The 15,394-nt window shown below is 67.4% G+C and carries 12 protein-coding genes; 8 read left to right on the top strand and 4 right to left on the bottom strand.

Annotation, left to right across the window (positions count from 1 at the left end):
• Positions 1–136 precede the first annotated feature (136 nt).
• The 5 genes from ACYQ4W_RS14200 (at position 137) to ACYQ4W_RS14220 (ending at position 5,972) form a co-directional block, all read left to right on the top strand.
• Positions 137–1,888 (top strand): phosphoenolpyruvate carboxykinase (ATP), encoded by a 1,752-nt coding sequence (locus ACYQ4W_RS14200; RefSeq protein WP_459857898.1) that lies wholly within the window; start codon positions 137–139, stop codon positions 1,886–1,888.
• 42 nt (positions 1,889–1,930) lie between these two features.
• Entirely contained in the window at positions 1,931–2,632 is a 702-nt protein-coding gene (locus tag ACYQ4W_RS14205) for a molybdopterin-guanine dinucleotide biosynthesis protein MobB (RefSeq protein WP_459857900.1), read from the top strand.
• On the top strand, positions 2,625–3,962 hold the full coding sequence (locus ACYQ4W_RS14210) for a molybdopterin molybdotransferase MoeA (RefSeq protein WP_459857902.1): 1,338 nt from the start codon (positions 2,625–2,627) through the stop codon (positions 3,960–3,962). The genes ACYQ4W_RS14205 and ACYQ4W_RS14210 overlap by 8 nt, the downstream gene beginning before the upstream one ends.
• A 181-nt stretch (positions 3,963–4,143) precedes the next feature.
• Positions 4,144–4,995, top strand: coding sequence for a 3-methyl-2-oxobutanoate hydroxymethyltransferase (gene panB, locus ACYQ4W_RS14215; protein WP_459857904.1), 852 nt, complete (start codon positions 4,144–4,146; stop codon positions 4,993–4,995).
• Positions 4,996–5,000: 5 nt separating this feature from the next.
• Entirely contained in the window at positions 5,001–5,972 is a 972-nt protein-coding gene (locus ACYQ4W_RS14220; protein WP_459857906.1) for a hypothetical protein, read from the top strand.
• Here the strand turns inward: ACYQ4W_RS14220 and ACYQ4W_RS14225 are convergent.
• The 4 genes from ACYQ4W_RS14225 to ACYQ4W_RS14240 form a co-directional block, all read right to left on the bottom strand.
• Complete coding sequence (locus ACYQ4W_RS14225; RefSeq protein WP_459857908.1) at positions 5,969–6,922, bottom strand: DMT family transporter; 954 nt, start codon at positions 6,920–6,922, stop codon at positions 5,969–5,971. The genes ACYQ4W_RS14220 and ACYQ4W_RS14225 overlap by 4 nt on opposite strands.
• Before the next feature lie 59 nt (positions 6,923–6,981).
• The gene (locus ACYQ4W_RS14230; protein ID WP_459857910.1) at positions 6,982–7,827 is read right to left on the bottom strand and encodes a helix-turn-helix domain-containing protein; all 846 of its coding nucleotides are present in this window, start codon (positions 7,825–7,827) and stop codon (positions 6,982–6,984) included.
• A gap of 14 nt (positions 7,828–7,841) precedes the next feature.
• A complete protein-coding gene (locus ACYQ4W_RS14235) occupies positions 7,842–8,348 on the bottom strand; it encodes a hypothetical protein (protein ID WP_459857912.1) in 507 nt (168 codons plus the stop codon).
• Between the two features lie 71 nt (positions 8,349–8,419).
• Positions 8,420–9,469: an OmpA family protein gene (locus tag ACYQ4W_RS14240; RefSeq protein WP_459857913.1), complete on the bottom strand. Its 1,050-nt coding sequence runs from the start codon at positions 9,467–9,469 to the stop codon at positions 8,420–8,422.
• A gap of 265 nt (positions 9,470–9,734) precedes the next feature.
• On the opposite strand from ACYQ4W_RS14240, the gene rfaD reads away from it, so the two are divergent.
• From rfaD to mutL, 3 genes are read left to right on the top strand one after another with little or no spacing between them, the layout of a single operon-like run.
• Positions 9,735–10,721 carry an ADP-glyceromanno-heptose 6-epimerase gene (gene rfaD / locus ACYQ4W_RS14245; protein ID WP_459857915.1) on the top strand — a complete coding sequence of 329 codons (987 nt, stop codon included), beginning with the start codon at positions 9,735–9,737 and terminating at the stop codon, positions 10,719–10,721.
• A 24-nt stretch (positions 10,722–10,745) separates the two neighbouring features.
• Positions 10,746–13,394 carry an LPS-assembly protein LptD gene (locus ACYQ4W_RS14250; protein WP_459857917.1) on the top strand — a complete coding sequence of 883 codons (2,649 nt, stop codon included), beginning with the start codon at positions 10,746–10,748 and terminating at the stop codon, positions 13,392–13,394.
• Positions 13,395–13,410: 16 nt separating this feature from the next.
• Positions 13,411–15,381 (top strand): DNA mismatch repair endonuclease MutL, encoded by a 1,971-nt coding sequence (mutL, locus tag ACYQ4W_RS14255; RefSeq protein WP_459857919.1) that lies wholly within the window; start codon positions 13,411–13,413, stop codon positions 15,379–15,381.
• Positions 15,382–15,394: the final 13 nt, after the last annotated feature.

The following is a 15,394-nucleotide window of genomic DNA, read 5'->3' on the forward strand; positions in this document are numbered from 1 at the left end:
CCCTGGTTGACCACCTCTACGTTTCTGGCCTAATCTGTGAGTCTGCGCAAGGATACCCCCTGCTTTGGCCCTATCGCCAGAGGCCGGACGGGGGGTGAACGTTTTTGCCGGCATAGCCACTCTCTGGAGGAAATGGATGTCCAGCCAGTCCAGCTACGAGTTTTACGGATCCGACCTGACCAAAATGCCGCCCCTGCGCGCCATTGCGGAAACGCTCATTCTGGACGGCCGCGTGCGCGCCGTTTCCGCGGCGCAAGCCTATGAGCTGGCCCTTTCCCAATCCGATGTCTCCGTGACGGACATGCCCGTGTATCCGCCCGCGGCCAAGCGCCTGGGCCTGCCCGAAGGCGCGCGCGTGCTCAACAACTGCCACGGCCGCATCGTGGGGCGCTCGGCCAATGCGCGGCGGTTTTACAACGCCATCACCCCGCCGGAGCAGCAGAAGGTGCTGGGCGACCTGCGCGAAGCCATGTTCGATTTCCAGAAGCGCCCGCTCATCAAGGCCCACGCCATTCTGGGCCTGGACCGCGACCTGATGATCAAGGCCACCCTGGTGGGCGCCGTGGACGACGCGGTGAACATCTTCAACTGGCTGGCGAACTTCACGCCTTTTGACGAACTGGCCGAGCAATATGCCAAGAGCCCCAAGCTGCCCATCCAGGACATCCTGGTCATCGGCGACAATCTGTGGAGCAACCTCGACCCCTACTACCACAACCACGGCGGCCCGCAGCTGGCCCTGGTGGACGAGGCGGCCAACGTCATTTTCAACCTGGGCATGCGTTACTTCGGCGAGCGCAAAAAGGGCACCCTCACCCTGGCCTGGACCAGCGGCATGCGGCTCGGCATGGCCGCGTGCCACGGCGGCATCAAGGAAATCGACTTCTCCGGCTGCCCGGACGAAAAGGCAAAGGCCGTGGGCAAGCGCACCATGGCCTTTTTTGGGCTCTCCGGCACGGGCAAAAGCTCGCACACAAACAGCGCCGACAACGGCGGCACTCTGCCCGCGGGCTTCAAGAAGGTCGTGCTGCACGACGACGCCTTCCAGATCGACTGCGAGCAGAAGGTGTGCCGCGTGTGGGAGCCCACGCTGTTCGACAAGACCGACTCCCGGCCCGTGGGCCACAACGACTGGCGCTACATCATCAGCGTCATGAACCACGGCCTCATCGAGGTGGACGGCAAGGTGCTGCCCCTGGGCCAGGACCGTCGCAACTCCAACGGCCGCGCCCTGTTCGACCGCGACCTCTTGGGCGACTACGTGAACCGCTGCGGCTTCCCCGACCTCATCTGCTGGCTCATGAAGGACTCCTGCCTGCCGCCGCTGCTGCGCTTCAAGAGCCCGTCCCTGGCCGTGGCCATGGGCGCAAGCCTCATGACGCGCCGCAACCGCGCCGAGAACGTGCCCGAGGAAGAGCTGGCCAAGCTCGTGTTCGTGCCCTTTGCCAACCCCTTCCGCGTGTACGAGCTGTGGCGCGACGTGCGCGCCTTCGCCAAGGTCTTCGAGCAGGGGGCCGTGGGCTACTGCTTCAATTCCGGCGGGTTCTGGAAGTCCTCCGACGTGGATCTGCACGGCATTCCGCTGGCCACCTCGCTGCGGCTGCAAACCGCGCTGCTCTTGAACGAACTCTCGTGGGAGAACCTGGACATTCTGCCTGGGGCGCAAATTCCCACCAAGGCCAGCGTGGAGGCCATTCTGCCCGGCTATTACGACCGTTATCACCCGGACAACGTGGAGAACCGCACCGCGTACCTGTCCACGGTGCGCTCGCGCTTCCGCCAGCGCATGGTGTTTTTGCAGTCCAGCGACCTGCACGACAGGCCCGGCCTGCTCCTCTCGCTCATCAACGCCCTGGGCGTGGGCGGCGGCGAGGACGAATCCGTCTGATCCCCGGTCCCCCCGGCACCTCAACATATCGAAGGAGCTGACATGCGCGCCATCGCCGTCGTGGGTTACAAGAAGTCCGGCAAGACCACCCTGGCTTTGGAATTGGCCGAGGCCCTGAAAAAGCTCGGCCTGACCGTCACCCTGGTCAAACATTCGCACCACGGCTTTGACGAAAAGGCCGAGACCGACACCGCGCGCTTCCGCGCCAGCGCGGACATGGTCATGGGCTTTTCGCCCGGCGGCAGCTTCGTGTCCTGGCCGGGCGAGCGTCCCCTGGCCGATCTCATCCCCCTGGTGAACACGGACTTTCTGGTGCTGGAGGGCGGCAAGACTCAGGGCGTCATGCCGCGCATCATCATCGCGGACGACGAACAGACCGCGCGCGACCTGGACCCGGAGCTGGCCCTGGCCGCCTTTGGCGACCACGCCCTGGACGGGCTCATGGCCACGCGCGACGTGGCGGGCCTGGCGCGCATCGCCAAGGGCAGCGGCTTCCTTCTGCCCGGGCTCGATTGCGGCGCCTGCGGCCGCAAGGACTGCCGCAGCCTCGCCGTGGACATCGTGGCGGGCGAGGCCACCGTGGAGGATTGCAAGGCCCTGGGCGGCAGCCTGCGCATCACCGTGGGCGGCAAGCCCCTGCCCCTCAATCCTTTTGTGGAGCGCATCCTCAAAAGCGGCATCCAGGGCATGCTTTCCGAACTCAAAGGCTTCGGCCCCGGCCAGGTGGACATCCACATTGACTGAGCCAAGAGCGGACACTTCCAACACACTGGACGGCCACGGCTTTTTGAACGTGGTGAGCCGCGCGGAGTTCTGCGCGCTTTTGGCGTCCTTTCCGGTGCTTGCGGCGGAGGAGACACCCCTTGCCGAGGCGCTGGGCCGTGTGCTCGTCCGCGAGCTGCCCGCGCCGGAGGACCTGCCCCAGACCGCCCGCGCCAGCATGGACGGCTACGCCCTTGCCGCGCGCGATGTTTTCAGCGCCACCGAGACCAACCCGGCCTATGTGGACTGCGTGGCCGATCTGCGCATCGACTGGCATGGCAAAGGACCCGACGGCGGCGCGCAAGGGGCCGTGCGCCTGGCTTCGGGCCAGGCCGCGCGCATTCCCACCGGCGGCACCCTGCCCGAAGGGGCCGACGCCGTGGTCATGGTGGAGCACACCGGCCTTCTCGGCGGCGCGCCAGAGGAAAGCGCAAGCGGCGAGCCGGGCGTGCAGACCATCGAAATCCGCAAAAGCGCGGCACCGGGCGAAAACGTCATGCTCCCGGGCGAGGACGTGCGCCGGGGCGAGGCGGCCCTGCCCGCCGGGCGCGTGCTGCGCGCACAGGACGTGGGTCTGCTGGCCGCCCTGGGCCAGACCGTGATCGCCGTGGGCAGGCGCCCTCGCGTGGGCATTCTCTCCACCGGCGACGAGCTGGTGCCCGCCGACGCAACGCCCCGGCCCGGGCAGATCCGCGACGTGAACTCCAGCGCCCTGGCCTGTTTGGCGGTCGAGGCCGGCGGCCTGCCCCGGCAGTTCGGCATCGTGCCCGACGACCTGCCGCGCCTGACCGCGGCCCTGGCCGAGGCCCTTGCCGCGTGCGACGTGGTGCTGCTTTCCGGCGGCAGCTCCATCGGCGCGCGCGACCATTCCGTCGCCGCCATGCTGGCCCAGCCCGGCGCGGAGATTTTGGCCCATGGCGTGGCCATGAGCCCCGGCAAGCCCACCATCCTCGCGCGGGTGGGCAACAAGGCCGTGCTCGGCCTGCCCGGCCAGGTGACCTCGGCCCAGGTGGTCATGGCCGTGCTGGTGAAGCCTTTTCTGCGGCATCTGGCCGGCGGGGCAGGGGCCCTTGCCGCCGCGCCGCCGCCCTTCGTGGCCGAGCTGGCGCGCAACGTGGCGGGCCGACCGGGCCGCGAGGACTTTGTGCGCGTGCGCCTGGAGGCCCGGCCCGGCCAGCCGCCCCTGGCCCATCCGGTGTTCGGCAAAAGCGGGCTCCTCAAGACCCTGCTCGCGGCGGACGGTCTGCTCGCGGTGCCCGCCAGCGCCGAGGGGTTGTACAAGGGCCTGCTCGCGCCGGTCTGGCCGCTTTAGCATCCCACGCTTTCCTCCCTTCCGCGCAGCTCTCCCGCTTGTGACAAAAGGCGCGCTTCTTGACGCGCCGCCCGCACGGTTCTAATTGAGCGCACTGCCCGCGATGCGGGACCCCGCTCGTGGTCCCGGTTGTCCCGCCGCCCTCTCGCGCGGACCAAGCCCTCGCGGCACGGAGGTCCCAATGGCCCAGAAACAGCTTTCCGCACCCGACATCCTGGCCCGCAAGGGCGGCGACAAGATCGCCGTGCTCACGGCCTATGACTACCCCACCGGCCTTTTGGCCGACGCGGCCGGTGCCGACGCGATCCTTGTGGGCGACAGCCTGGGCATGGTCTGCCTTGGCCTGCCCGACACCCTCGGCGTCACCATGGCCGACATGCTGCACCACACCAAGGCCGTGTGCCGCGCGGCGAAAAACGCCCTGGTGGTGGCCGACATGCCGTTCCTTTCCTACCAGACCGGCATCTCCGAGGCCGTGGCCAACGCCGGGCGCTTTTTGCAGGAGGCCGGCGCGCGCGCCGTGAAGCTCGAAGGCGGCGCGGAGTTTGCGCCGGTGGTGCGCGCCATGCTGGCCGCTGGCATCCCGGTCATGGGGCACATCGGCCTCACGCCGCAGCAGGTGGCGCGCTTTGGCGGGTTCAAGGCCCAGGGCAAGACCGCCCGCGCGGCCCGGCAGCTGCTGGCCGACGCCCGCGCCCTGGCCGAGGCCGGGTGCTTCGCCCTGGTTCTGGAGGCCGTGCCCGCCGAGGTGGCCCAGCGCATCACGGCCGAGATAGGCATCCCGACCATCGGCATCGGGGCCGGGCCGCACTGCGACGGCCAGGTGCTGGTGTTCCACGATGTGCTGGGGTTGTGCCCTGGTCTGCGGCCAAGCTTCGTCAAGCAATATGCGGATCTCTGGACGCCGGCCAAGGACGCCCTTGCGGCGTATTGCGCCGAGGTGCGCGCCGGGGCCTTCCCGGCCGCGGCCAACACGCGGCGCATGGACCCTGCCGAGCTGAGCCTGTTCAACACGCCGGAAAGCGAAGCCTAGCCCGCATGGCCGTATCTGAAACGCTGACCCTGGCCACGCTGTGGCACGGTCTGGCCGTGCCCTTGTCGCGCCTGCTGCTGTCCGTCAGCATCGGCCTTTTCGTGGGCACGCTCATCGAGGCCCTGCAGTGGACCCGCGCCGTGGCCAAGGTGGCCCAGCCCCTGGTGCGCCTGGGGCGGCTCAAGGATGTGGCCGGGGCCAGCTTCTCCCTGGCCTTCTTTTCCGGCGCGGCGGCCAACACCATGCTGGCCGAGGCCTACGAGCGGGGCGAGATCAGCAAGCGCGAGGTCATGCTCTCTAACCTGTTCAACAGTCTGCCCACGTACTTTCTGCACCTGCCCACGCTGTTCTTCATCGCCGCGCCCTTTGTCGGCGCGGCCGCGGGCCTTTACGTCAGCTTCACGGTGCTGGCCGCGCTGTTGCGCACCGTGGCCATCGTGATTTTGGGACGCCTGACCCTGCCGCCCCTGCCCGAAGGCTGCGTGGCCTGTCTGCTGGCCGAGGACGCCAAATGGAACTGGCGCGCCGCCCTGGACAAGACCATGAAGCGCTTCAAGCGCCGCCTGCCGCGCATGATCTTCTACACCATCCCCATTTACGTGGTGTTCTTCTTCCTCAAGCGCTGGGGCGTGTTCGACCAGCTTGAGGCCTACATGGCCGAGCACATCTCCTTTTTGTCCTGGCTGCCGCCCCAGGCCATGGGCATCATCGCCTTCCACATGGCAGCGGAGACCACCGCGGGATATGCCGCGGCAGGCGCGCTCGTGGCCACCGGCGGCCTGACCCTGAAGGAGTTGGTGCTGGCCCTGCTGGTGGGCAACATCTTGTCCTCGCCCGTGCGCGCCGTGCGCCACCAGTTCCCGTACTACGCGGGCATCTTCAAGCCCGGCCTGGCGCTGAACCTCATCATCAGCAACCAGGCCCTGCGCGCTTGCAGCATCGCCCTGGTCACCTTGGCCTACGCCCTCTGGGGCTAAGGCCTCCGGGCCGACGCGGGCGAGTCCGGGCCCGACGCGCGCTCCTGTCTTCCGCCCTTTGTCTGGCCCAGCAGCACCCCGGCCAAAATCACCGCGCAGGCGAGCATCTGCGCCGGGGCCAGGGCCTCGCCCAGGGCGAGCCAACCCGCAAGCACCGCCACAAGCGGCACCAGGTTGATGGCTGCGGCGGCCTGGGCCGAGGCGAGCCGCGTCACGGCCTGGTTGTACAGGCCGAACCCTCCCAGCGTGACCACACAACCAAGGTAGCCCACGCCCAGCCAGGCGGGCAGGGGCACGGCCCGCGCGGCCAGCACGGGATCGGCCAGCCAGGCCGGTTCGGTCCACAGGGCGCCGGGCAGAAAGAACAGCGCCCCGGCGAAGACCTGCAACCCCGTGAGCTGCCAGGAATTATAGCGGCTGGAAAGGTGCTTGAGCACCAGCATGTAGCCGCTGGCGCAGCACATGGCGAGCAGCTCCAGCAGATTGCCCAGGGCGGGATTGGGCGCGCTGCTCGCGGCAACGCCTCCCAAAGACAGCCACACCACTCCGGCCAGAGAAAGCGCGATGCCCAGCACCATGCGGGCGGAGAGCGGCTCGCGCAGGAAGGCCCAGGCCCCGGCCGCCACCAGCAGCGGCACCAGGGAGGAGACCATGCCCGCCTGGGCCGAGGTGGTGAGGGTGACGGCGAAGCCTTCGAGCAGAAAGTACAGGCAGGGTTGCAGCAGGCTCACCAGCGCCAGCCACTTGAGGTCGCCGGGGGCGCGCCCGGCCTTGGGCACGCGGCCCCAGACCACGGCCATGAGCCCCGAGGCCATGGTCATGCGCAGAAACACCACGGCCAAGGGACCGAAGCCGGTGAGGGCGACCTTCATGGCCATGAAGCTGGTGCCCCAAAGCAGCACGGCCCCTGCCAGGCACAGGTACGGAATGAGCGGGCGGTTCGGATTCATGGCCGCAGCATGCCGCACTTTGCAGCCGGCGTATGGAATGAAATTGCGGCCGCGGGCGGCTAGGGATTTTGGGGCGCGGGCCAGGCGTTGCAGGGAACGTTGTCGCAGTACTGGCGCGGCGTGGCCCCGGTGAACTGGCGGAAGCAGCGTGAAAAGTGGCTCTGGTCGGCGAAACCCGCATCGAGCGCGGCCCGGCTGATGGGCAGTCCTTCCGCGAGCAGGGCCTTGGCGTGCTCGATGGCCTGCTGCATCTGGTAGGCGTGGGGCGGCAGGCCCGTGGCCGCCTTGAACACCCGCAGAAAGTGATGCCGCGAAAGTCCGGCCAGATGCGCAAGCCGGTCCAGGGGCACCCAGGCGCCGGGGCTTGCGGCTATGGCCCGGCGCGCCGTCTCCACGGCGGGATTGGTCAGCGGGGTTGCCGCGGCCGGAGCGGCGTGGCGCGCCACCAGTTCGCGCAGGCAGGCCATGACGAGCGCCTGCTTGTGCGCCGCGGCCGCGCCCCAGACAAAGGCCTCGTGCAGGTCGCGCCAGGCGGAGAACAGGGCGGGGTCGTCCAGCACCGGGCCGGAAAAATGCGGGGGCGGCTCGGTTCCGGCGGCTCCCGCCAGCCAGCCCGGCGCAAGGGCCAGCAGGCGGTACGAGAAGCCGCTGCCCGGCTCCGGGTTGCAGGCGTGGGGCGTCTGCGGGGCTATGACGACCATCTGCCCGGTCTGGGCGGTGTGGCGGATGTCTTGCGGGCCGAGGCTGAAACGGGTGCGGCCCGCTTCGACCAGGGCGATGGTCCAGGCCGTGTGGGTATGGGTGCGGAAGGCGTGACGGGTGTAGGTTGCGCTGCGCGCCTCAACGCCGGGCAGGGCGGGGTCGCGCCAGAAGCGCACGTTCGCGTGCAGGGGCGCGCCGGACATGGTGCCGTCCGGGCTTAGTGCCAGCCGCCGCCGCGCTTGGAGGTGTAGATGAGGCGGTTGGCCTTTTCGCTCACCGGCTCAAAGGGGCCTTTGCGGCAGGCGTCGGGGCTCTTGCCCACGCTTTCGAGCACCTGTTCCTTGTAGATCAGGTTGCCCACGTAGAAATGCGGATTGCTCTCGGAGCGGCGCACCTGGCACACCACGCCCGGCAGGTCGATGGCGCGGTAGCTGGCGTGGTAGAGGCCGTCGGAGCCCTTGTGGATGTGCATGCTCTGCCTGCCGCCGATGATGGTGGCGTTCATGCGCTCCACCTGGGAGCGGGCGAAGTCGGAGAAGAGCTCGTGCTCGCGTGCCAGGTCTTTGTCCATGTGCAGGGGGGTGGCTTCCGCTGCGGGCGCGGCCTCGTTGCCATCCTGATCGCCAATGGAGGCCAGCATGGAGGAGGAGCCTGCCTGGGCCAGCAAGGGCAGGGCCAAAGTGAGGCACAGAGCGGCGGCGGACAGGCGGGCTTTGCAAAACATCGGCGGAACTCCGGGGTTCAAGTACGGGGCTGCGGAGTACTTTGCTCCGCAGCCCCGGTTTGGTCAAGCTGTTACAGGTTGCGGATTTCCACGCGGCGGTTCATGTGGCGGCCTTCCTCGGTCTTGTTGTCGAACTTGGGCTCAAGCTTGCCCTTGCCCACGGGGGAAAGGCGCTTGGCGTCAAGGCCGTGATCGGAAAGCCACTTGGCCACGGAGGCGGCGCGGCGCTCGGAGAGCTTCTGGTTGTAGGGAATGCCGCCGACGTTGTCGGTGTGGCCTTCGATGACGAACTTCTGGCACTTGGAATCCTTGAGGATGCCGAGGGCCTGCTCCAGAGCGGGCTCCATTTCCTTGGTGATCTGGAACTTGTTGAAGCCGAAGTTCAGGTTGCCGAAGGTGATGGTCTCGCAGTCGGCCTTGGCCGGAGCCATGGCGCGGGCCGGGGCGTCGTCGGCAACGTCGTAGAACACGTCGCGGACGTACTTCTTCAGGGCGGCGGCGTCGTTCATGGCGACGGGATCGCCCACGACGGAGCAGCGGCTGATGGCGCGGATCTCGTCGACGACCATCTTGCCGCGGGCGTTGTCGGCGTAGCTCACCACGTGGATGCACAGGTTGGGGTACTTGGCGTACAGGGCCTTGGCCTCGGCCACGGGGTCGGAGCCGTAGTTGGAGTCGCCGTCGGTGAAGATGATGAGGGCGGTTTTGCCGGTGAACTTGGACAGGACGGGATCAAGATCCTTCAGGCCCATGCCCATGGGGGTGTTGCGGCCGTAAATCTCGTAGTCGGTCTTGATGGGCGCGACGGCCTTGGCCACGGCGTCCTTGCTGTAGGTGGTGGGGGCCAAAAGCGTGGAGTACGGGGCGAAGGTGGCCACGCCGCTCTTGTAGCCCAGGGCCGGAATCTCGGCGTTCATGCGATTGATGAGTTCCTTGGCGTGTTTGATCTTGACGCCCTTCACCACGTCGCTGTTCATGGCCATGGAGCCGGAATAGTCGACGAACAGCACGAAGTTGTCGACCTTGGGCTTCAGGGTTTCGGCAGCGGCCTGTCCGGCCAACATAAGTGCCATGAAGGCGGCGAGAACAATGCCGCTCAAAAGACGTTTTTTCATGCTCATCAGTAGACTCCTTGAATTTCAAGTGATTGGAGAGGGGATTAAGCCCACCACTGAGAAAATTCTTCCCTTGAAGCAGATATACGTAATATCGGCCGGCTTTGCAACACGATGCGCCCCGGAATGTTTCAATCGGCGGCGCGTGCGCATCGGCGGTTGCCAATCGGCCTGGGAGCGGCTAGGATAAAGGGTTCCCATAAGCATCCCACGGGGCGCCGGGACAGGTCCGGCCACTTTCGGCCGGGCATAACCATCAAGGAGCCGACTCATGTACATCGTCACCGGCGGCGCGGGTTTCATCGGCAGCGCCATGATCTGGAAGCTCAACCAGATGGGCATCGACGACATCCTGGTGGTGGACAACCTGGCCTCCACCGACAAGTGGAAGAACCTGGTGAACCTGCGCTACACGGATTACCTGCACCGCGACCACTTCCTCGAGATGGTCAGCGGCGAGGACGACCCCTTCGGCACCGAGGGCATTGTGCACATGGGCGCGTGCTCCAGCACCACGGAAAAGAACGCCGACTTCCTGATGGAGAACAACACCCGCTACACCCAGGTGCTGTGCCAGTTTGCCCTCACCCATGGGGCGCGGTTTCTGAACGCCTCCAGCGCGGCCACCTACGGCGGCGGCGAGTTCGGCTTCTCCGACGACCACGCCGGCATCGCCCGGCTCAAACCGCTCAACATGTACGGCTACTCCAAGCAGCTCTTCGACCTTTGGGCCATGCGCGCCGGCGTGCTCGACCAGATCGCCTGCATCAAGTTCTTCAACGTCTTCGGTCCCAACGAATACCACAAGGGCGACATGAAGAGCGTCATCTGCAAGGCCCACCGCCAGATCAAGGAGGAAGGCCGCATGCGCCTGTTCCGCTCCTACCGGGCACAGTACCCCGATGGCGGCCAGATGCGCGACTTCGTTTACATTAAAGACTGCGTAAACATCCTGTGGTGGCTTTTGGAGCACCCGGAGGCGGGCGGCGTCATCAATGTTGGCACCGGAATTGCTCGGACCTGGAATGATCTGGCCAATGCGGTGTTTGCGGCCATGGGCAAGAAGCCCAGCATCGAGTACATCGACATGCCCGAGATCATCCGCGACAAGTACCAGTATCTGACCCGCGCGGAGATGGGCAAGCTTAGGGGCCTGGGCTACACCGCCCCGTTCATGAGCCTTGAGGACGCGGTGAAGGACTATGTGACAGGCTACCTGGCCACGGAAGACCCCTATCTGGACTCCCGCGGCATTTAATTAAATCACAAGGACGACAACGGGTTGAAGCATAAGCGCATCGTCATCTTCCTCGCCTTGGGGCTGTTGCACAGCCTCATGGTCGGGCCCACCCTGGCGGTCATCGGCGACTCTCTCGCCGATGCGCCGGAGGTGCGCCTGCCGGTGACGCCGCCGCCCGCTCCCTCGTCCGGGGCCGTACGCGAGGTGCGCCTCGACATCACGGCCAAGCATCCGCCCGCCGCGCCCGACTTCACCAAGGGTGTCGAAATTCCGACGGCGCAGAGCATCGCCCTGCCCGTGTTCACCGACGAAGAGCTGCAGAGCCAGACGGAAACCCCGCCCGCCCCGCCCGTTTTTCCCGGGTACGATTCCGACGGGCCGGAACTGCGCCTGCCGGTCACCCCGCCGGGAACAACGCCCACCGGGCCCGCGGGCAGCGCCCAGCCCGCCCTCGTGGTGCCCGGGCTCCAGGGCGAGGACCAGTGGAACCTCGCGGCCGACCGCATCATCGGCCAGCACGGCAGCGAATACATAGAAGCCGTGGGCGGCGCCACCCTGGTGCGCGGGCTCAACACCCTCAAGGCCGATTCCATCCGCTACTACCAGTCCAGCCGCTGGGTCATTCTGCGCGGCAACGTGCATGTGGTCTGGGAGGGCGACGTGCTGGAGGCCGAGGAGGCCGAGTTCGACCTTTCGAGCATGCAGGGCTGGCTCAAGCACGGCAAGGTGTTTGTGAGCAAGTCCAACGTGCGCGTGCAGACCGAGTACGCGCGCCGCTACGGCGCCTCGAACTACCGCTTCGCGAACGCCAAGTTCACGGGCTGCGACGGCGAAACGCCCGCCTGGTCCTTCTCGGCCAAGGACGGCGATATCGACCTCGACGGCCGCACCAAGCTCTACAATTCGCGTTTCAACGTGCTGGACCAGCCCGTGGCCTACATGCCGTTCTTGTCGCTGCCCGGCAACGGCAGGCGGCAAAGCGGCCTGCTCGCCCCGGAGATCTCGCACAGCACGCTGCGCGGCTATTCCGTGAACCAGGCCTATTTCTGGGCCATCGACGAAGAGCACGACCTGACGTTCTACGAGAACGTCATGAGCCGCCGCGGCGTCATGCAGGGGCTGGAATACCGCCACGCCGAAAACTCGCGCACCAAGGGCGACTGGCGGCTCGACTTCCTGAACGACCGCAGGAGCGCGGCTTCGCTGTACAACGAGGACACCGACCTGCACACCGACGGGCTCTCCCGCTCCAACAGCAACCGCTGGTGGCTGCGCAGCAAGTACAACGGCTTCGTGGTGGACCCGGCCTGGAATTTCAAGTTGGACCTGGACATGGTGAGCGACCAGAACTACCTGCGCGAGTTTTCCTCCGGCGCTTCGGGCTTCGAGTCCTCGCGCCAGACGTTCCTGAAGGAATTCGGCCGCGACATCGATGTGGTGGACTCCCTCACCCGCACCAGCACGGCGTTTCTCTCCCGCAGCTGGGAGCGTTTCGGCGTGGCGGGAAAAATGGCCTGGACGCAGAACCTGAACTACATGAACGGCAACAATCCCTCGTCCAAGGACCCCACCACCCAGAGCCTGCCGGAGCTCAACGCCTTCGCCTTCAAGGACGCCCTGGCCGGCACGCCGTTCGACCTGGAGGCCTCGGGACGCTTCAACTATTTCTGGCGCGAATACGGCACGCGCGGCGTGCGCACGGACTTCCACCCGGTGCTGAGCCTGCCCATGCCCATCGGGCCGGTGACGCTTATTCCCACCGCCGGCCTGCGCAACACGGCCTACACCGTGGGCGGCTACACCAACGAGCCCAGCACCACCACCACGAACAAGACCCCGGCCCGCACGTTCTTCGAGCTGGGATTCACCGGCTTTACGGAATTTTCCCGCGTGTACAACCTGTCCGACAAGCGCCTGGCCGCCCTGCCCGAAAACGTGGGCAAGAGCGAGTGGGGAGCCATACGCCACAGCGTGGAGCCCCGCCTGGAGTTCGCCTACGTGCCTGCGCCCCAGTCCCAGGAGCGCCTGCCGTATTTCGACAGCCTGGACCGCCTGACCCGGCAGAACGCCATCACCTACTCGCTGACCAACGTGTTCGACCGCAGGCGCACCAACGTGGTTTCCGCCCCTGGCGCGCCGGGCACCAATTCGACCATTCCCGTGGCCGCCACCGACTATCTGGACTTCCTGCGCCTGCGCGTGGAGCAGTCCTTCAACCGCGACGAGGCCTCGCGCACGGAAGATATAACCGCCCATCCCAAGCGTCCCTTCTCGGACGTCATGGTGGAAAGCGCCATCCGCCCGGAGAAGTTCGTCACCCTGACCTCCAAGACGTACTACTCGCCCTACCTCAACCGCCCCACGGAGCACGAGCACCAGCTGACCCTGAACAAGGAGAAGCTGGGCGAGCTGCGCTTCGGTCACGACTACCTGTACCCGATCCACGAGTACACCCGCGACCGGAACAACGACGTGCAGGTGCTCACCCTGGGCGCGGACTACTACGTCACCGACAAGCTCAAGATCGTCAGCAACTACCGCATGGACATCGCCGGGCACTCGGACCTGGAGAAATCCGTTGCGCTCAACTGGCGCGACCAGTGCTACGAGGTCCAGCTCAAGTACGCCCGCAAGCCCACGGACCAGAATATCGAGCTGCGCTTCAACCTGCTTGATTTCGGCAAGCCGTAAAGGCATCCTCTGGCGCATGAAGCGCCGCGCAATCACCCTCCTGCCCGAAACCCTCCGCAACCAGATCGCCGCCGGCGAGGTGGTGGAGCGCCCGTCGAGCGTGCTCAAGGAACTGGTCGAGAACAGCCTGGACGCCGGCGCCGCGCGCATCGACGTGCTGCTTGAGGGCGGCGGCGTCACGCGCCTCGTGGTTTCCGACGATGGCGACGGCATTCCGGCCGGGGAGCTGACCCTGGCCGTCACCCGCCACGCCACCAGCAAGCTGTCCAGCGCGGCCGATCTTTTCGCCGTCACCAGCTTCGGCTTCCGGGGCGAGGCCCTGCCGAGCATCGCCTCGGTGTCGCACCTGACCCTGACCTCGCGCTTCCGCGGCGCGGAGGGCGAAAGCGCCCAGCCCGAGGCCGCGCACATAGAGGTGGAGCACGGCGAAGTGGTGTCCGAGGGACCCGCCGCCCTGGCCCAGGGCACCCGCGTGGACATGCGCCGGCTCTTCGCCAGCACTCCGGCCCGGCTCAAGTTTCTGCGCACGGAGGCCACCGAGGCCAAGCGCTGCCAGGAGGCGCTCATGCGCATGGCCTTGGCCCGGCCCGATGTGGCGTTCTCGCTGCAGAGCGGCGGGCGCGAGATCTTCCGCCTGCCGGGCGGGCAGACCCTTGCCGCGCGCCTGGGCCAGTTTTGGCCGCCGCAGGTGCTGGAGGGGCTCAAGGAATTTTCCCGCGCGCGCGACGGCATGACCGCGCACGGCCTGGCCGGGTCGCCCTCCCACGCGCAGAACCGCGCGGACCGCATGCTTTTCTACGTCAACGGCCGCCCCGTGCAGGACCGCCTGCTCATGCGCGCCGCGCGCGACGCCTACAAGGGGCGGCTGCTTTCGGGCGAGTATCCGCAGGTGCTGCTGTTCCTCGACCTCCCGCCGGAGGAGGTGGACGTGAACGTGCACCCGGCCAAGCTTGAAGTGCGCTTCCGCGACGAGGGGGCCATCTTCTCCCTGGTGCGCTATGCCCTGGAACCCATCGCCGGGGCCGAGGCCCTGGCGGAGGCGCCCGCCGGCTACGCCCAGGCCGCAACCTTCGCCGCGGGCGCGGGCGCCCTTGACCAGCCCGCCGCATTTTCCTCCGCGCCGTCTTCCGACCGGGGGCTTGGCGACCAGTCCCTCGGTGGCCAATCCCTTGGCGGCCAGTCCTTCGGAGGCCGGATCGCACCCGGCCGGGGAGCCTGGGATGCCCACGACAAGCCCGGCCCGCTGGCCGCGTACCGCGCGTTCCAGTCCCCGGAGCGCGAAGTCCCCCTGCCTGTGACGCCTTATTCCGGCGGATGGGCCCGGCCCGGCGCGGCGCAGGACGCTGGAGCCGTCTCCTCTCCGCAGCTCGATGGGCCGCAGCTCGATGGCCCGCAGAGCCCCGTGGCCGACGCCGGCGCGCCCCAGGCCCTGACCCGCGACGGCCTGGAGTACCTGGGCCAGGTGGCGGACACCTACCTTGTGCTGCGCCAGGGTGGTTCCGCCGGGCGCTTGGTGCTGGTGGACCAGCACGCCGCGCACGAACGCGTGATTCTGGAGAACATGCGGCGGGCGCGCAGCGGCGGGGATTCCCAGCCCCTGGCCGTGCCGCTGCCGTTGGGCCTGCACCCGGCCGAGGCCCTGCGTCTGGCGGAGTTCGCGGACGAACTGCGCGAGGTGGGCTATGTGCTGGAGGAGACCCAGGACCAGCTTTTGGTGCGCGGCGTGCCGCCCAGCCTGCCCGCGGGCAAGGCCGTGCAGTACCTGCGCGAGATTCTGGATGAGCAGTCCGAGGGGCTGGTCTCCCTGTGGACCCTTTTATCCTGCAAGTCGGCCATCAAGGCCGGGCAGCCCCTGGCCCAAAGCGAGGCCCTGGCCCTGCTGGAGGCCTGGCTGGCCGCGCCGGAGCGCGAGCACTGCCCGCACGGACGGCCCGTGGTGCTGTCCTTCGGCGAGGGCGATTTGGAGCGCATGTTCAAGCGCAAGTAGCGCGTCCGCAAAT

The organism is Humidesulfovibrio idahonensis, from assembly GCF_054657715.1.